This is a genomic window from Polycladidibacter hongkongensis (assembly GCF_001561995.1).
Taxonomy (GTDB): domain Bacteria; phylum Pseudomonadota; class Alphaproteobacteria; order Rhizobiales; family Stappiaceae; genus Pseudovibrio; species Pseudovibrio hongkongensis.
Genome location: NZ_LLWC01000024.1, coordinates 165,953 through 184,040 on the forward strand (window position 1 = coordinate 165,953; position 18,088 = coordinate 184,040).

An 18,088-nucleotide genomic window follows, 5' to 3' on the forward strand; every position below is an offset into this window, starting at 1 on the left:
GAAGTAGACAGGTCATTCGATTATGAGTGCAAAGATCAAAGTAGGTGTCGCCGGACTGGGAACAGTGGGCGTTTCGTTTTGTCGCATTGTGCTGGAAAAGGCACAGATGCTGGCCACCCGCAGTCAATGCCAGTTCGAGCTGACCGGGGTGACCGCCCGCTCAAAAGGAAAAGACCGTGGCATAGATTTGTCCGGAGCGCAGTGGTTTGACGATGCGGTGTCGCTGGCGAAGGCGCCCAGTATTGACGTCTTTGTAGAGCTGATTGGCGGCGAAGATGGTGATGCCCTTGCCAGTGTGGAAGCGGCGCTGAAAGCTGGAAAGCACGTTATTACCGCCAATAAAGCGCTGCTTGCCAAGCACGGTGTGGCGCTGGCCACGCTTGCAGAAGAGAACAGTGTTAGCCTGAATTACGAGGCGGCGGTTGCTGGCGGGATTCCAATCGTTAAGAGCATGCGCGAGACGCTGGCGGGCAATGATGTGAGCCGCGTCTATGGCATTTTGAACGGCACCTGCAACTATATTTTGACGCGGATGGAGCGCGAGGGCTTGTCCTTTAATGCGTGTCTTGCCGATGCGCAGCGCCTTGGCTACGCAGAAGCGGATCCGACCTTTGATATTGAAGGTTATGATACAGCACACAAGCTGGCATTGCTGACATCGCTGGCATTTGGCACGCAAGTATCAGCCGATGATATCTATGTGGAGGGGATTACCTCGATCACTACGGCAGATATTCTGGCAGCTGAGGAGCTTGGGTACCGTATCAAGCTGCTTGGGGTGGCACAGAAGACCGATACAGGTATTGAACAGCGCGTTCATCCGACAATGGTGCCGAAAAACTCGGCGATTGCGCGGGTGAGCGGTGTTCTCAATGCAGTTGCCGCTGATGGGGATGCTGTGGGCGAGGTTGTGCTGGTTGGTCCCGGTGCTGGGGGGGATGCAACGGCTTCCTCTGTTGTAGCAGATCTGATCGACATTGGCCGCGGTGTACGCCTGCCGGTGTTTGGCACCCCTTGTGCGCAGTTGCAGCCTTATAAGCGCGCGCTGATGCGCCGCCATGAGGGGGGGTACTACATTCGTCTTACCCTAAAAGATACCGCAGGCGCCTTTGCTCTGATTGCGCAGGAAATGGCACAAAAAGGCATCTCCTTGCAATCCATCGTCCAGCGACGCGGCCCGGTGGGCGCAGAGCCGGTGAACGAGCAGGATGGCAAAGAGCCGCTGCCGGTTATTTTGATTACCCATGACACCACCGAATTGGCGGTGCGTGAGGCACTTGAATCTATCACAGCCCTGAATGTGATTGATGGCAAGCCGCAGATGTTGCGGATTGAAAACCTAAACTAAACCCTGCCAGTGTTACTGGATGGCAAACGAACTCTGCCGAGGAATGGAATGGCGACAGGTATAACCGAGGAAATCGACGTTCTGGATCGAATCCTGACGTTGGAACTTGCGCGTGTGACAGAACGGGCTGCCGTTTCTGCTGCACGGTTGCGCGGACGTGGGGACGAGAAAGCCGCAGACCAAGCTGCGGTGGATGCGATGCGCCGCGAGTTGAACCAGCTGCCCATTGAGGGAACGGTGGTGATCGGCGAGGGTGAGCGCGATGAAGCGCCTATGCTCTATATTGGCGAGAAGGTTGGCACCAAAGCGGGACCGAAAGTGGATATTGCCCTTGATCCGCTGGAGGGCACCACTTTGTGCGCTAAGAATATGCCAAACTCTATCGCGGTGATTGCGCTGGCGCCGGAGGGGGATTTGCTAAATGCCCCTGATAGCTACATGGCGAAAATTGCGATTGGGCCGGGTTATCCGGCGGGCACAATCAATCTGGATGATCCAATTGCGGTGAATCTGGATCGTGTTGCCAAGGCAAAAGGTGTGCCGGTTGGTGAGCTTACCGTGTGTGTGCTGGACCGGCCGCGCCACGCAAAGCTGATTGACGAAATCCGCGCTGCCGGAGCCTCTATTTACCTGATTGGTGATGGGGATGTGGCTGGTATTATTCATACCACCAACCCTGATGAAACCGGCATCGACCTTTATGTGGGCACTGGCGGTGCGCCTGAGGGCGTACTGGCGGCAGCCGCGCTGCGTTGCATCGGTGGCCAGATGGAGGGGCGACTTGTTATCACCCGCGAGGAGCAGGTGGAGCGGGCGCACCGGATGGGCATTGAAGACATCCATCGCAAGTTCACCATGGAAGAAATGGCGGGCGGAGATGTGATTTTTGCCGCAACAGGTGTAACCGATGGCAACTTCCTGCGCGGGGTGAAGATGGGGCGCAACCATATCTCCACGCATACGGTGGTGATGCGTTCCAGCACGGGCACTGTGCGCTTTATCGAGGCGCAGCACCACCAGCTGGAAAAATTCCACTTGGATTAACAGCGCAGGTTGTTTTACAAAGCGGAATAAGGGCGTGTGCGTAAGGCATGCGCCTTTTTCTTTTTTGCCGCGGACAGCTTTGCTAAGCGCATAGGAAAGCGGCTAAAGTTCATCAACATTTTTGCAGCACATAACAGCACACCAGACAAAGAGAGACACACGTGGCATTTGCACAGGCAGCGGCGCAGCATCCGCTTATCCTCGGGGTTCGGCAATCGGCTTTGGGGCGCAGTTGGCGAGACCGCCTATCCGAGGAAGGGGCCGTGCAGGCACTGGCGATGGCGCAGCGGGCTGGGCTGAACGAGGTTGTGGCGCGGGTTCTGGCCGGGCGTGCTGTGGGTTTGGCGGCGGCAGAGAGTTTTCTCAACCCGTCCTTAAAGGAGTTGATGCCCGATCCTTCTTCCTTGGTGGATATGGATAAGGCAGCGGCGCGGTTTGCCACCGCGATTGTAGAGAGGACGCCGCTTGCGGTGTTTGGCGATTATGACGTGGACGGGGCAACCTCGGCGACGCTGCTGCTGCGTTACTTGCGCCATTTGGGCATTGAGCCGCAAATTTACATTCCTGATCGGTTGATTGATGGCTATGGCCCCAATCCGGCAGCGCTGGAGCAGTTGCACGACCAAGGGGCGCAGCTGGTGGTGAGCGTGGATTGTGGCTCGACCTCGTTCGAGGCGTTTGCGCATGCTGCCAAGCTGGGGCTTGAGGTGTTGGTGCTTGATCACCACCAAGTGGGTGAGACGCTGCCCCCGGTGGGCGCATTGGTCAACCCGAACCGGCAGGATGATCTGTCCGGGCAAGGCCATTTGGCAGCTTGCGGCGTGGTGTTTTTGTTTCTGGTGGCTGTCAATCGCGAATTGCGTGCCAAGCATAGGGCGACTGCGGCACAATTGCCGGATCTGATGGCATTGCTTGATTTGGTGGCACTTGGCACTGTGTGTGATGTGGTGCCGCTCAAGGGGCTTAATCGCGCCTATGTGACCAAGGGCCTGCAGGTGATGGCAAAGCGGGAGAATGTGGGGCTGGCGGCGCTTGCGGATATTTCGCGGGTTTCTGGCAAACCGAGCCCGTTTCATCTGGGGTATATGCTCGGCCCGCGCATCAATGCGGGTGGGCGCATTGGCGATTCTGCGCTGGGGGCCAAGCTGCTATCCTGCGATGATCGCAGTGAGGCGGAGCATTTGGCAGCAACATTGGAGCGGCTTAACAAAGAACGGCAGGCGCTGGAAGCGGTGATGCTGGAAGAGGCGGAGGCGCAGGCTTTCCAGCAATGCAGCGGGGATAGTGAGGCGGGACCGGCGGTGCTGTTAACGGGCTCTGATGGCTGGCATCCTGGTGTTGTGGGGCTGTTGGCCTCGCGCTTGAAAGAACGTTATACGCGCCCCAGCTTTGCCATAGCCTTTGGCAAGGATGGGCTGGGTACTGCCTCGGGTCGATCCATTGACGGTGTCGATCTGGGGGCAGCGGTGCGGGCGGCTGTGGAGGCCGGGTTTTTGGTCAAGGGTGGCGGGCATGCCATGGCAGCGGGGCTGACGGTAGAACAGAGCAATGTGGCAGAACTTAGGGCGTTTATGGATGAGCGGCTGCGTGATGATGTAGCCGCAGCGCGGCAAGAGCGGGTGCTGAAGCTGGATGGGGTGGTGACCCCGGCCGGGGCGAGCGTGGCGCTGCTGGATCAGTTGGAACAGGCAGGGCCATATGGCGCAGGGCACAGTGAGCCGGTGTTTGCGCTGCCCTCTGTCTTGGTGAAATATGTTGACGAGGTTGGCAAGGGGCACCTGCGGGTGACACTCGGGGGCAATGACGGTACCAGTTTAAAAGCAATAGCATTTAAGGCACTGGGGCAGCCACTGGGAGACTTGTTGCAGGCCTCGCGGGGCAAAGCCTTGCATGTTGCTGGCGCCCTCAGCCTTGATACGTGGCAGGGGCAGCCTAAGGTGCAGCTGCGCATTATTGATGCGGCGCGGCCAGAGACATCGCGCTACGGGTAAATTGGGCAAGCTTTGGTAGGTTTGCAGGAGATAGGGACAATACTATGAGAATTTGGGCGGCGACGGCGCTGTTTGCTAGTGGATTGAGCGGAGCTGTGGGTGTGTTGAGTGCTGCGGCTGCGGCTCATGGTGATGGCGCTTATTTGGGGTTGATCTCGCAGTTCACGCTAACCAGTGCCTTGGCGTATCTTGGATTGGCGTGGTTGCTGCAGGGCCAATTTAGCCGGATGTTTCAGGCGGCACTAATCGCTATGGTTGTAGGTGAGTTGTTGTTTTGCGGTGACTTGGCGGTAAGGCTGCTAAGCGGGGAGCGTATGTTTTACATGGCGGCGCCCACAGGGGGCATTGCCATGGCGATGGGCTGGTTGTTCTTGTCCGTTGGCGCGGTTGTCTGCGCGTTTCGCAAGCCGGAATAGCTGAATATTGCCATTTAGCCAATGTTTAGGGTGGTGGAAAGCGGGCTGGCGAAATCAAGCTCGCCCATCCTCTTGGCAAAAAAGAGGCGAGACACGGAACAGACCGGTCTCGCCTAAACAGAGTTTGGTGCATCAATAGAGGCAATAAATGCCTGATGCACCTTATGGTTGAGTCAACTTGCCTGAAACTGACTAGTACTAATCTAAGGTTGTATTGCTTAACTCTAACAACCCGCGACCTCGCAGCAATGCGGTGGCATCTGGCAATGCTCCGCGAAAGGCAATATAGGCGTCTTTGGGGTCTACGCTGCCGCCGACGGAAAAAACATTATCCTTCAGCGACCGAGCGGTTGCGCCGTCAAATGGATCGCCAGCTTCTTCAAAGGCGGCAAAGGCGTCTGCATCCATAACTTCTGACCAGAGATAGCTGTAATATTCGCTGGCATAGAAATCTCCTGCGAATGCATGCAGTAAATGCGGTGTGGCATGGCGCATAACGATTGCCTCGGGCATACCGATTTCGGTTAGAATGCGTGTCTGTTCTGCTTGCAAATCATCTGGAACGGGGCCGGTATTCTGGTGCAAGGCAGCATCGACCATGGCCGTTGCCAAGTACTCGACAGACTGGAAGCCTTGATTGTAGGTTTCAGCCGCTTTGATCTTGGCAAGCAGGGATTGCGGCATGGGCTCGCCAGTTTGTGCGTGGCGGGCAAATTCCTCCAGAATCTGCGGGGTCATGAGCCAGTGCTCCAGAAGCTGGGAGGGCAATTCGACGAAATCGCGCGTGACCTTGGTGCCTGATAGCGAGGGGTAGGTCACATTGGACAGCAAGCCGTGCAAGGCGTGGCCGAATTCATGGAACAGGGTGCGGGCATCATCCAGCGTAAGCAGGGTTTGTTGGCCTTCCGGCGCCTTGGCGAGGTTGAGCACGTTGACAATAATCGGCTTGGCGCCGCTGCCCAGCTTGTGCTGGTCCTGAAACGAGCTTTTCCATGCGCCAGAGCGTTTGGAAGGGCGGGCGAACAGATCGGCAAGGAACAGGCCGATCTTGCGGCCATCCTCATCAAGAATATCAAAGGCGCGACAATCTTCGTGATAGAGTTCTAGGTCGAAGCGTTCTTTTGCGGTTACGTTGAAGAGGCGCTGCGCGGTCTTGAAGATAGCTGCCAGCATGTTCTCCAATGTGAAGTAGGGTTTTAGCTCCGCCTCATCCAGATCGAAGCGGGCCTTGCGGTTTTGCTCGGAATAATAGCGCCAGTCGTGGGGGCGAACGAGCAGATCTGCGTCGTTCGTTGTGGCAATAGCTTGCAGCTCAGCTGTTTCTGTTAAAGCCTTGCGACGGGCAGGGTGCCAGACCTTGGCGAGCAGATCGTTGACCGCCTCTGGCGTACCGGCCATGGTGTCCTCAAGTTTATAGTGGGCGTAGGTGGGGTAGCCGAGAAGCTTCGCCTTTTCCTGACGCAGCTTGAGGGTTTGGCTGACGATGGCCCAATTCTTTTCATTTCCACGGGAGGTGAAGGCGGTGAGCAGCTTTTCACGCAAGGTGCGATTCGCTGAAAACTGCAAGAATGGCTCGTAAAGGGAGCGAGACAATGTTACCACATAGGGGGCTTTGAGGTCGCGCGTGCGGGCAGCTTCTGCGGCAGCATCCAGCAGGAATTGCGGCAGACCCGCAGTGTCCTCCGCGCTTTCCAGCGGTAGAACAAAAGCTGCTTCGTCCTGCTGGACATTTTGCGAGAATTGGGTGCCGAGGGCGGCAAGCTCCTGATTGATTTCACCGATGCGGTGTTTGGCTTCGTCATCAAGACCGGCGCCTGCGCGTTTGTGTGCCTTGTAGTAGCGCTTCAAAAGCTGGAATTGTTCTTGCGTCAGATCCAGCTTCTTGTGCTTTTCAAAAAGCGTGGCGATACGCGCGAACAGTTGGCTGTTCAGAAGCACTGCGGTGTTGTTCTGCGCGATCTTCGGGGCCATTTCGCGCTCGATTTCTTGCAGTTCGGCAGAGGTATGCGCACTTGTGCGATTGTAGAACACCGCGGCTACTTTCTCCAGAGCGATCTCACAGAGTTCCATAGCCTCAATGGTGTTTTCAAAGGTGGGCTCCGCCGGGTTTTGAGCGATGCGGGCGACATTCTTCAGCCGTTCTTGCATGCCCTGTGCGAATGCAGGGCGGTAATGGGCCGGATTGATTTGTGCAAAGGGCGGCAAACCGTAGGGGGCTGTCCAGTCTTGTAACAATGGGTTTTGCGCGCGCGTTTTTTGCAGTGTCATGCATCCTCCGATGACCAAGCGGTGCTAAAAAGTATTGTGGGCTTTAGTTAGGAGCCGCTGAGCGGGGCGGCAAGGGTCATAACCCAGAAATTGCGATAGGTGCCATCGGCACGACTGGTGCGCGCGATGCCCATATGGGTAACATTGGGATTTAGCAGATTCTTGTTGTGATCTTTTGAGGTTTTCCAGCCGGTTATGGCTGCGTCCAGCGAGGTGTAGCCCGCTCCAAGGTTTTCTGCACCGGCAAAAGAGCGGTAATTGTTGGTCTGGGTGCGCTGTTTCAGCGAGTAGGCTGAGTGCCACGAGGTGGCGAGGCTGTCCTGCTGGGCGATATGGTTCGCCATATTCTGTGAAACGCTTTTAAGGTGCAGATCGGCTTTAAGCGGTGCAAGGCCATGGCTGCGGCGATAGCTGTTCAGCTTTGCCAGTGCGGCGCTTTGGCTTATGGCAACTTCGCTCATATCGACATGCTCTGTAGAGGTGGAGTTGCAACCCACCAAAACTAAAAGACCAAGCAGTGCACAGGCGCTGATGTATAATTTGCGCATTGTTCCCCCGAATGAAATGAATGCTTGTTATTGCTCTTATACAAATGACAGAGCAAGAGTTCCTTTTGCTGGATGGTCTTTATGCCAGAATTCGGTTTATGTGAAAATTGTGGCTTGCCGCAATGATAATTTCGGGGACGAGTGCGGCTTTCACTGGGGTTGACTTGCAGAATCTTACAAAATGCGCTGCAAGCTACAAGACTTGGCGTTGATGCGGGTCGCGCTATGGCGCGGTCAATCAGAGGTTAACGCTCGCACTCTAGTATCGGCGCGGTTGTTTTGGAGATTATGGATGGAAGACAAGAATAAGCCAGACCAAGATGACGCGCGCGCGGGCACAGCGGACACAGCGCCGCAGACGAAGAGCGGTGAGGGCGATAGCACCCGTGAAACACAGCACGAGGATAGGCTTCAGGGTGTGGGCGTAGATACTGCCGATGCGCGCTTGCCACAAGATATTGCGGACCCTGAGGTGGGCGCCGTCGATACAAGCCCTGCTGCACGTGATGAGAGCTCCGATACAACAACGACAGGGGAGGTGCGCGAGGTCGCTGCTGCGCAAAATCCCGCTTCTCAAGCAGAGTGTATGGCTTCGCGACAGAGCGCGCAGGAGCAGGCTCATGAAACTGCTCAGGATCAAACAAAGGCCGAAGAACAGGCCAAGAGCAATCCCGCTTTGCCCATGTGGCTGCGGGTGTTTGGCCACCGCTTGATCGCCCCGTTGTTTTTGATCTTGTTCAGCCTCGCTATGTTTTGCGCTGGGCAGATGGCGGTGCCGCCGCTTGATCGCGATGAGCCACGCTTCACGCAGGCCTCCAAACAAATGTTGGAGAGTGGCGATTATGTTCAGATTCGTTTTCAGGATGAGGGCCGGAACAAAAAGCCGGTGGGGGTCTACTGGTTGCAAGTGGCAGCAGCCAAGCTGACGGGGTACGGGGAGGCCGCGCCTTTGTGGGTTTACCGCCTGCCTTCCTTGCTTGGTGCCATTGCGGCAGTGCTTGGGACATATTGGGCAGCGCGAGCGTTTATGGGTCCAGCGGCTGCGCTTACCGGTGCTATGTTGCTGGCGACGACGATTATATTGAGTGTAGAGGCGCGACTGGGTAAAACCGATGCCGCCTTGCTGGCGTTTATAGTCTTGGCACAAGGGGCGCTTGCGCGGTTGTGGTTGCGTTGGCGCAGCGCAAGAGATGCAGGCACGCTGGATACACTCAAAATTCACTGGCCTTTGATGTTGGTCTTCTGGGTTTCTTTGGGCATATCAACGCTTATCAAGGGGCCTGTGGGGCTAATGGTAAGCGGACTTACGGTTGCCGGGCTAGTGGTGTACGAGCGACGCTTGGCACTCGTGCGTATGCTGGCGCCACTGTCCGGCTTGGCGGTGTTGCTGGCGCTGGTGTTGCCGTGGTTGATCGCCATTTATCTGGCCACGGACGGAGCGTTTTTCCAAGAAGCGATTGGGCGAGATCTACTTGGCAAGGTTTCGCAGGGACAAGAGGGGCATGGCGCGCCGCCTTTGACTCATTTCGCGATCAGCTTTGTGATTTTCTGGCCGCTATCAGCGTTTGCTGTGCTTAGCGCCCCGGCGCTGTGGCGGGCGCGTAAAGCACAGGTTTTGGTGTTTGCGCTTTGCTGGCTTGTGCCATCGTGGCTGGTGTTTGAGTTGGTAACAACCAAGCTACCGCATTACACAATGCCGATGTTGCCAGCTCTGGCAATGGCTGTGGGGGCGGTTTTGCTGCTGGAACCTGCAGGTGCGCAGCGGTTGTGGTTGCGCCGCACTGCTGCGGGGCTGCTTGGGCTGGTGGCGGTGCTGGTAGCGATAGCCGCTTTAGCAGGGCCTGCATGGCTGGGCGTTTGGCCTTCACCTGCTGGTGCGGCGCTATGTATTTTCGGCGCGGTTCTGGCTGTTTGGTCGGCGCGGCAGATGCTGCGCCAAGAAGTGCTTGCCAGTGTGTTTGGAGCTGGCGTTAGCGCAGCGGTGGTGATGACCGGCTTTTGGGGATTTGTGGGCCCGTCGCTTAGCCCGATCTGGCTATCGCCTCGGCTGGTGGCAGCGATTGACAGCGGTAGCCATTGTGCAGAACCGCAAGTGATCACGGCTGGGTTCAACGAGCCGAGCTTTGTGTTCTTGCAAGGCACAAAAACCATACTGGCGGATGGCACAAGGGCGGCTGAGTTCCTATCTGAGGGCAACAGCTGCCGGGTTGCTATAGTCGATCAGCGGCACAAAGCAGCATTCGATGCCGCTGTGCAGGCACTTGGTTTGCATGTGACAAAGATTGGTCATGTGGACGGGCTGAATATCAACGGGGGCAAGGAGATGTCCATTGATGTGTTGCAGCGGGCAGCAGAGACCGCGCCAGTGCGCACAAACTAAAGGGAAAAGACGTGACGCAGCCTTCAGACAACGAAAAACAAGAGGCAGTAGCTGATACAGCGCCAACGGCAGATCCCAAGCCAACGGATCCTCTGGAAGTTACGGAAACAGGGACGACCGGCGGACCCGAAGTGGAAGAGGCAAGAGGCGCGCACCTTGGTACGCGTCTGAGCGCTGCGGGTGAACAGCTGCAAGCACAGACCAAGAAACGGGGCAAGCTGGCGTTTGGCGGCTTGTCGCGCTGCTGGCATTATTGGCAAGCAAGAGGCGTGCGCCATCAAGGCGACCCAGTTTTTGCCGCGACACCGGCTGTTCTGCGTTGGCGAGACTTTGCAGCCTACGTGCTTGGGCCGGTTGCGTTATTGCTTGTGTTTGCCGATCCTGTATCTGTGCAGTGGGCACGGGAATTGCCGCCTAGCTTACACGGTTTTTTTCGCTGGCTTACGGATTTTGGCACCTCAGGCTGGGTATTGGTGCCAACAGGGGTGTTCTGTCTGATAGTTCTGGCCTGTAACTTCAATAGCGCGGCGAGTGCTGCGCAGCGGGCGGCGCAGAGGCTTGTCGGTGTGGCAGGCTATTTGTTTTTATCTGTTGGTCTTTCCGGCCTTGCTGTTGTGGCCCTAAAGTGGAACATCGGTCGGGCGCGGCCACGACACTTTGATGAGTTGGGACCTGTGGCGTTTGATCCATTTGCTTGGCAAAGCAGTTTTACCAGCTTTCCAAGTGGTCACTCGACAACCGCCGGAGCGTTGTTTGTTGGCTTGGCGCTGTTGTTTCCCAAAGCGCGGCTGGCGTTGTTGTTGACGGGGTTCTGGATTGCGATGAGCCGTGTGATCACCGGCGCACATTACCCAAGCGATGTAGCTGCGGGGCTCATTCTGGGTGGAGCGTTTTCGTTTTTGCTGGCGCGTGCCTTTGCACGGCGCGGCTTTGCCTTTAAAAGACAAGACAAAATTTGGTTGCAACCGCGTTATGACGGTGAAGTTTTACTAAGCAGTATAAAGCGGTTATTGCGTTCTGCGAAAACTGCTTTATTCAGCTAGGCTAATGCAAGATGCTGAACCGGCGCACACCTAGGCGAATGGTGCCGGTATTAAGGATAAGAGCGATGAGCGAGCGAGCACAGGCAGCAGAATTGGATGTAAGTGTTGTCGTCCCTGCAAAGAACGAGCAGGACAACCTGCCGATATTGCTGGATGAGATTGCAAGTGCTTTGGAAGGCACCGCTTTTGAAGTTGTGGTTATCGATGATGGCTCAGATGACAATACCGCGCAAGTGATGCAGCAATACGGTGAACAGAATGGTTTCTTGTTGTTGCTTCAGCACGCCAAGTCATGCGGGCAAAGCTGCGCAGTGCGCACCGGGCTGTCTCATGCCCGGGGCAAGGTTGTGGTGACCATTGACGGGGACGGGCAGAACGACCCCTCTTATATTCCCGCACTGCTTGAAGCGTTGGAGCGCGGCGGGCCGTCTGTCGCGTTGGCGGCGGGGCAGCGGCTTGGGCGCAAGGCCAGCGTGTTCAAGCGCTATGCCTCCAAATGGGCGAATGCCTTGCGCGGGGCATTACTGAAAGACAACACGCGAGACAGCGGTTGTGGCTTGAAAGCGCTGCGCCGCGAGGTGTTTTTGCGGTTGCCTTACTTTGACAGCTGGCACCGGTTTTTGCCTGCGCTTGTGATCCGCGAGGGGTACGGTGTAGTGCATGTTGATGTGGTAGACCGCGAGCGCCAGCACGGCGTGTCAAAATACGGTATTTTTGATCGGGCTCTGGTGGGTATCCTTGATCTTTACGGGGTTTGGTGGCTACGCCGCCGCCGCAAAAGCGTACCTTTGGTTTCGGTGGTGTTTGACGGCCCCGCGGGTAAAGCACAATAGGAGCCTGCCATGTTGAATGACCTTTATAACTGGTTCTATACGGTTTTTATCAGCAACCTGGATTACTGGGTCATATTGGGGTTGGTGGCACAAGCGCTATTCATGATGCGGTTTGTGGTGCAGTGGATCGCTTCGGAGCGGGTGGGCAAATCCATCGTGCCGGTGGCATTCTGGTTCTTCTCGATCGGGGGAAGCGCTTTATTGCTGGTTTATTCAATCAAGCGACAGGATCCGGTGTTTATTGCCGGTCAGGGCCTTGGGATGGTTATCTACCTGAGGAATCTGTGGTTGATCTACAAAGAGAAACGGCGAGACCCAAGCTTTTAACCTAGCGTCACCTGGAGTGAGGCTTATAAGTTTTCAAAAAACCCACAATTTTTGTAGGAAAATTATCGAAGAGCGCAATTCTGCGCTCTTTTTTTTCGCGCGCTGTGCTCTTCTAGCATTTTCATGCAGTTGCCACGAAAAATTACGTAGTCTCGTGGATCGAGGAAGCGAGCAGCAAGCAGAGTCTCATTGGAAAATTAGTTAAAATATATCAAGAATTTGCTAGTGGAGCCGTCGTTTTCTTTGCCTTTTCCTGCATTTATTAACTAAAGAACCTTTGTTTGCGTTGTCTTTATTCTGTTTTGTTTGTGTATATCTTTTTGTTTGCGTGTTTAATTGATGGGCACTTTATGATTAAGCAGCGGTCATCTGGTTCAAAACAATGCAAATACGATTAATCTTGGCTCTGTTTTGAAGAATATCTGAAATGCGCCAAAAAGCAGCACTTGACGATGACGTGTAAATGTCATCGAATGCTTGTCATGAGCCGACTAGAGCTAAAAGGGGAGCTCCATAGTCTTGCTATTGCAAGGGGATGAACAGGTAACGCCTGTTTAGCGGTTCTAAAAATAAATTTTAATTGGACAGAGAAGAGGCTCACATCCAATGGTAAAAAAAATCCTTCCAGTCGCGCTGGGCGCAGCACTCGGCGTTGCAGGTATTGCAGGGGCACAAGCTGGTACTCTTGATGATGTTAAGGCACGGGGCGAATTGCATTGCGCCGTATCCACCGGCCTTGCCGGTTTTTCCTACACCGATGCTGACGGTGAGTATCAAGGCTTTGACGTAGACTATTGCCGCGCACTTGCTGCTGCTGTTCTTGGCGATGGTTCCAAGGTTAAGTTCACACCAACCACTGGTAAGACCCGTTTCACCGCGCTGGCTTCCGGTGAGGTTGATGTTCTTTCCCGTAACACCACCTGGACCTTCTCTCGTGATGCCGACCTGAAGTTTACCTTCGCTGGCGTTGCTTACTATGATGGTCAGGGCTTCATGGTTCCTAAGGCTCTGGGCGTTGAATCTGCGCTGCAGCTGGACGGTGCGACCGTGTGTATCCAGACCGGTACCACCACCGAGCTGAACTTGGCTGACTTCTTCCGTGCGAACAACATGTCTTATGAGCCAGTGCCGATTGAGACAAACACTGAAGCACGTCAGAACTACCTTGCCGAAGCTTGTGATGTTTACACCACCGATGCTTCCGGTCTGGCTGCTAGCCGTGCGACCTTCGAAAACCCAGATGATCACATCGTTCTGCCAGAAATCATCTCTAAAGAGCCTCTTGGCCCACTCGTTCGCCATGGTGACGAGCAGTGGTCCGACATTGCCCGCTGGGTGCTGAACGCTCTGGTGATTGCAGAAGAAAAAGGCATCACTGCTGCAAATGCAGATGATATGGCAGCTAACTCCAAAGATCCTGAAGTTCTGCGTTTGCTGGGTACTTCCGGTGAGCTGGGTGCGATGATCGGTCTTGATAAAGACTATGCGCTGAAGGCGATCAAGGCTGGTGGTAACTACGGCGAGATCTTTGAACGCAATCTGGGTGAAAACACCAAGATTGGTCTGGCTCGTGGTCTGAACGCACAGTGGACCCAGGGTGGTCTGCTTTACGCTCAGCCTTACCGCTAAGCGATAGGGAATGTGGGCGCTGTCGCCGGAGTGGTGACAGCGCCCTAATTATAAAAAAAACGGGCAGCTAAATGAGTGTGACAACACCAATTGGGGGTGAGGAGCAGCGTTTCTCTATCGGAATGTTGTGGACGGATACACGGTACCGTTCTACGACGATCCAGATTATCGCTCTGTTCCTTGTTATGATTGCTGTAGGGTTCTTCCTGCAAAATATCTACCTAAACCTGCAGGCACTTGGGAAAGACTTTCGCTTTGATTTCCTGTTTGACCCTGCATCCTATGATATCAACCAGCGCTTGATCGAATATGACTCGCAGTCTCCGCATTGGAAAGCGGCTGTGGTCGGTATTTTGAACACGCTACTTGTGGCGTTTCTGGGCTGTATTACAGCGACAATAATCGGCGTGTTGGCCGGTGTTTTGCGTCTATCGAAAAACTGGGTCGTTGCCAAGTTGATGACCGTTTACATCGAAGGTGTTCGCAACGTACCGGTGCTTTTGCAGATTCTGTTGCTGTATTCGGTCTTTATCGAAGTCCTGCCAAAGCCCAAGAAGGCCGAGCCTATGCTTGATGGCATGTTGGTTGCAACCAACCGCGGCTTCTATATTCCTTCGATGGTGCTTGAGAGCGGCGCCGGTGTTGTGCTCGGTGTGTTTGCTCTATCTCTGATCGGTATTGTGTTCTTCCGTCGTCATGCACGCAAGGTGCAGGAGCAAACGGGTAAGGTTCTGCCGGTTGCGCTGGTATCACTTGGGCTGTTTGTGTTGCCTGCGTTGTTGGCGTTTTTTGCAATGGGGCAGCCGATAGGGCTGGAAAATCCGGAGCTCAAAGGCTTCAACTTCAAGGGCGGTGTGCATATGCGCAATTCGCTGGTGGCGTTGTGGCTCGCGTTGTCGATTTACACCGGTGCCTTTATCGCCGAGGTGGTGCGTGCTGGTATTCAGGCAATTAGCAAGGGACAAAGCGAGGCGGCTTTCGCACTTGGGCTACGTCCGGGCCGGACCATGCGCTTGGTTATTTTACCGCAGGCACTGCGTATCATCATTCCACCAACCATCTCCAACTTCCTTAACCTGACGAAGAACTCCTCCTTGGCCATCGCTGTTGGCTATATGGATGCGACCGGTACACTCGGCGGTATTACGCTGAACCAGACCGGCCGCGAGATGGAGTGTATCTTGTTGCTGATGGCGTTCTACCTGATTACATCCCTGACAATTTCCGGGGTGATGAACAAGTACAACGACATGGTTAAACTGAAGGAGCGCTAGGATGGCTGAGCAAAAAAATGCGATCGCCTTCGTGGCGCGTGAGGAAAAGCCACAATTGCCGGCGCCGGCATCTACGACAGGCGCTGTAGGTTGGATTCGCGAGAACCTCTTCTCTTCCATTCCAAACATGGTGCTAACCCTGCTGTCGATCTATCTGGTCTATGTCTCATTACCGGGGATTATCGACTGGGTGTTTTTGAAGTCGGTATGGACTGCTAACTCACTTGACGAGTGCCGGCAGATTTCCCGTGAAGGGGCGTGCTGGGCGGTTGTCAACGAGCGCTTTGGGCAGTTCATGTACGGCTTCTATCCGCAAGAGTTGCGCTGGCGACCCACCTTGGCATTCGTGCTGATGCTGGTGGCTTATGCGCCGCTGTTGTTTGATAAGCTGCCAGGACGCAAAGCGTTGCTGCTGCTCACTCTTACATTCCCGCTTGCGGCCTATGCGCTGCTTTGGGGCGGTATCCTTGGCATTGAAGCGGTACCTTCTAATAAGTTCGGCGGGTTTTTGCTTACCTTGGTGATCGGCGTTACCGGGATTTCGTTCTCGTTGCCGCTTGGTATTCTGCTGGCTTTGGGGCGCAGCTCCGATCTGCCTTTCATCAAGGTTCTCTGCGTCACCTTCATCGAGTTTATTCGCGGTGTGCCGCTGATTACCTTGTTGTTTGTCGCGTCGACCTTGCTGAACTACTTCCTGCCGCCAAGCTGGAGTTTTGACCTTATCCTGCGCGTGATCATCATGGTGACCTTGTTTGCCAGTGCCTATATGGCCGAGGTTATTCGTGGTGGTTTGGCTGCCCTGCCAAAAGGGCAGTATGAAGCAGCTGATGCGCTGGGGTTGGGCTATTGGCAATCCATGTATCTGATTATTTTGCCGCAGGCATTGAAAATTTCGATCCCCGGCATTGTGAACACCTTCATTGGGCTGTTTAAAGATACAACGCTGGTGTCGGTAATTGGCTTGTTTGATCCGCTTGGCATTGTGCAACCAATTTTGGCAGACTCGCGCTGGAATGGCCTTGTGGTCGAGCTATACGTGTTCGTCGCAGCGTTTTTCTTCATATTCTGCTTTGCAATGTCACGATACTCAATGTATCTGGAACGCAAGCTGAGTACTGGTCACGACCGCTAAGACCACCACAGAAATTTCGGAGATAACAATGAGTGATGTAGATATGGCCGAGGTTCAGGCCGACCGCTCAAAAATGCAAGTATCCGACACGGATGTCGCGATTGAAATCAAGGGCATGAACAAGTGGTATGGCGAATTCCACGTTCTGCGTGATATTGATCTGAAAGTTATGCGTGGCGAGCGGATCGTAATTTGTGGGCCGTCGGGCTCGGGTAAGTCCACCATGATCCGCTGTATTAACCGGCTTGAGGAGCATCAGCGTGGACAAATTGTCGTTGATGGCATTGAGCTGACCTCTGATCTGAAGAAGATCGACGAGATCCGCCGTGAAGTTGGTATGTGTTTTCAGCACTTCAACTTGTTCCCGCACCTGACGATCTTGGAAAACTGTACGCTGGCGCCGATCTGGGTTCGCAAGATGCCGAAGAAGCAGGCGGAAGAGATCGCCATGCATTATCTTGAGCGTGTGAAGATCCCTGAGCAGGCGAATAAGTATCCAGGCCAGCTTTCCGGTGGTCAGCAGCAGCGTGTGGCTATTGCCCGCTCACTGTGTATGAACCCGAAAATCATGCTGTTTGATGAGCCAACATCTGCGCTTGATCCAGAGATGATCAAGGAAGTGCTGGATGTGATGGTTGGTCTTGCTGAAGAAGGTATGACCATGCTTTGCGTAACCCACGAGATGGGTTTTGCACGCAAGGTTGCAAACCGGGTGATCTTTATGGATCGCGGACAGATTGTGGAACAGAACGAGCCAGAACCGTTCTTCACTAATCCGCAGCATGAGCGCACCAAGTTGTTCCTCAGCCAGATCCTGCACCACTAGGCTCTCGGTAATCTTGAGATAATAAAGGCCCGCAGCATTTCGTTGCGGGCCTTTTTTGTTGCTGTGCTTTGTTTGGCGGACACATGAACTGGCCGCTTTTTTGCTGCGCACGGGAAGTACTCCAGCTTGGTTGCTCATGCGCACTCCTGAACGCATTAGGTAGACGATAAGTGAACTATACAATACTACCTAAAGTTGTTATGATGCATTTCATACAATTTGCTTTGTGGAATCGATTGATGAAACTTGTTATTTTTGCCGCGTGTATCATGGCTTTTTCGCCAATAGTTGTTGTGAATGCAGAGGAAAACCCCAATTGGTCAGGTGTGTATCTGGGCATTAAGGGGGATTATGACAAGTTCACGTATGGTGGCTCCATCGGCAATGGAGGTAGGTCCAGCGACTTATCTCTTGGTGTTAGCCTGTATGGAGGCGTAAATACTGTGGTGTTGTCTAAGTTATTGCTTGGTGCCGAGGTACTAGTTGGCACAGGCGCTACAGAAGCATATGGCGGCGAAATTTCCTCTTACACAGTGGGTTGGCGCTTTGAAAAAAAGCGGGAATTGGAAGTTGAGGGCAGGGTAAGATTTGGCTTTGCTTTTGATCGTTTTTTGCCATTTGCTAGCGCAGGTGTAGGATATGAGCGCCTAAAGCTTGCATTTGAGCACGACGATGTTGCTCGTAAGCGACGTGTGCGCCATTCTACTCGAGCTAACAAAGTATTTTTCTCAGCCGGAACTGGTGTTGACCTGAAGATCTACAAGGGGTTGACTTTCCGCGGTGAATACAACTACCGCCGCAATTTCGGGGAAAAAACACGTTTCCTAAATCAATATCTCACAGATCCTAATACAGCTCACCGATTTTCAACTGGGTTACACTATCAATTCTGAGATTTGAAATTCGTGTTGTTATTCGAGACTGAATAGCAGCAAGCAGGTATTACAAACTGCAAGTGATAGGTAGAGCTGGGCAAACCACCGGTGATCTAGGCGGCGGAACGGGTTTAGCGCGCCCTGCTTTTCCTTC

15 protein-coding genes are annotated in these 18,088 nt (G+C 54.3%); 13 read left to right on the top strand and 2 right to left on the bottom strand.

The features are described from left to right. The first annotated feature begins 22 nt into the window (after positions 1 to 22). The 4 genes from AYK82_RS12260 to AYK82_RS12275 all read left to right on the top strand — a co-directional run bounded on the left by AYK82_RS12260 (position 23) and on the right by AYK82_RS12275 (position 4,799). Positions 23 to 1,348, top strand: a complete 1,326-nt coding sequence (locus AYK82_RS12260; RefSeq protein WP_068316197.1) for a homoserine dehydrogenase — start codon at positions 23 to 25, stop codon at positions 1,346 to 1,348. Between the two features lie 48 nt (positions 1,349 to 1,396). Next, the gene (gene glpX, locus AYK82_RS12265) at positions 1,397 to 2,392 is read left to right on the top strand and encodes a class II fructose-bisphosphatase (RefSeq protein ID WP_068316199.1); all 996 of its coding nucleotides are present in this window, start codon (positions 1,397 to 1,399) and stop codon (positions 2,390 to 2,392) included. Positions 2,393 to 2,553: 161 nt separating this feature from the next. Next, complete coding sequence (gene recJ, locus AYK82_RS12270) at positions 2,554 to 4,383, top strand: single-stranded-DNA-specific exonuclease RecJ (RefSeq protein WP_244265761.1); 1,830 nt, start codon at positions 2,554 to 2,556, stop codon at positions 4,381 to 4,383. Positions 4,384 to 4,427: 44 nt separating this feature from the next. Beyond that, complete coding sequence (locus AYK82_RS12275) at positions 4,428 to 4,799, top strand: DUF423 domain-containing protein (RefSeq protein ID WP_068316202.1); 372 nt, start codon at positions 4,428 to 4,430, stop codon at positions 4,797 to 4,799. Positions 4,800 to 4,997: 198 nt separating this feature from the next. Here AYK82_RS12275 and AYK82_RS12280 read toward each other — a convergent pair whose 3' ends face one another. Both AYK82_RS12280 and AYK82_RS12285 read right to left on the bottom strand, forming a co-directional pair. After that, positions 4,998 to 7,067: a M3 family metallopeptidase gene (locus AYK82_RS12280; protein WP_068316205.1), complete on the bottom strand. Its 2,070-nt coding sequence runs from the start codon at positions 7,065 to 7,067 to the stop codon at positions 4,998 to 5,000. Between the two features lie 47 nt (positions 7,068 to 7,114). Next, positions 7,115 to 7,615, bottom strand: a complete 501-nt coding sequence (locus AYK82_RS12285) for a CAP domain-containing protein (protein WP_068316209.1) — start codon at positions 7,613 to 7,615, stop codon at positions 7,115 to 7,117. Between the two features lie 292 nt (positions 7,616 to 7,907). Between AYK82_RS12285 and AYK82_RS12290 the strand changes: the two genes are divergently transcribed. The 9 genes from AYK82_RS12290 to AYK82_RS12330 all read left to right on the top strand — a co-directional run bounded on the left by AYK82_RS12290 (position 7,908) and on the right by AYK82_RS12330 (position 17,952). Further along, positions 7,908 to 9,995, top strand: coding sequence for an ArnT family glycosyltransferase (locus tag AYK82_RS12290; RefSeq protein ID WP_208976488.1), 2,088 nt, complete (start codon positions 7,908 to 7,910; stop codon positions 9,993 to 9,995). Positions 9,996 to 10,006: 11 nt separating this feature from the next. Next, a complete protein-coding gene (locus AYK82_RS12295; protein ID WP_068316212.1) occupies positions 10,007 to 11,038 on the top strand; it encodes a phosphatase PAP2 family protein in 1,032 nt (343 codons plus the stop codon). Positions 11,039 to 11,103: 65 nt separating this feature from the next. Then, positions 11,104 to 11,871, top strand: coding sequence for a glycosyltransferase family 2 protein (locus AYK82_RS12300; RefSeq protein ID WP_156453348.1), 768 nt, complete (start codon positions 11,104 to 11,106; stop codon positions 11,869 to 11,871). A gap of 9 nt (positions 11,872 to 11,880) precedes the next feature. After that, positions 11,881 to 12,198, top strand: a complete 318-nt coding sequence (locus AYK82_RS12305; protein WP_068316215.1) for a lipid-A-disaccharide synthase N-terminal domain-containing protein — start codon at positions 11,881 to 11,883, stop codon at positions 12,196 to 12,198. A gap of 606 nt (positions 12,199 to 12,804) precedes the next feature. Next, a complete protein-coding gene (locus tag AYK82_RS12310) occupies positions 12,805 to 13,827 on the top strand; it encodes an amino acid ABC transporter substrate-binding protein (protein ID WP_068316216.1) in 1,023 nt (340 codons plus the stop codon). Between the two features lie 71 nt (positions 13,828 to 13,898). Next, complete coding sequence (locus AYK82_RS12315) at positions 13,899 to 15,101, top strand: amino acid ABC transporter permease (protein ID WP_068316217.1); 1,203 nt, start codon at positions 13,899 to 13,901, stop codon at positions 15,099 to 15,101. Position 15,102: 1 nt separating this feature from the next. Then, a complete protein-coding gene (locus tag AYK82_RS12320) occupies positions 15,103 to 16,233 on the top strand; it encodes an amino acid ABC transporter permease (RefSeq protein WP_068316218.1) in 1,131 nt (376 codons plus the stop codon). Positions 16,234 to 16,261: 28 nt separating this feature from the next. After that, positions 16,262 to 17,059 (top strand): amino acid ABC transporter ATP-binding protein, encoded by a 798-nt coding sequence (locus tag AYK82_RS12325; RefSeq protein WP_068316219.1) that lies wholly within the window; start codon positions 16,262 to 16,264, stop codon positions 17,057 to 17,059. Between the two features lie 239 nt (positions 17,060 to 17,298). Continuing rightward, positions 17,299 to 17,952, top strand: a complete 654-nt coding sequence (locus tag AYK82_RS12330; protein ID WP_068316220.1) for an outer membrane protein — start codon at positions 17,299 to 17,301, stop codon at positions 17,950 to 17,952. Positions 17,953 to 18,088 lie beyond the last annotated feature (136 nt).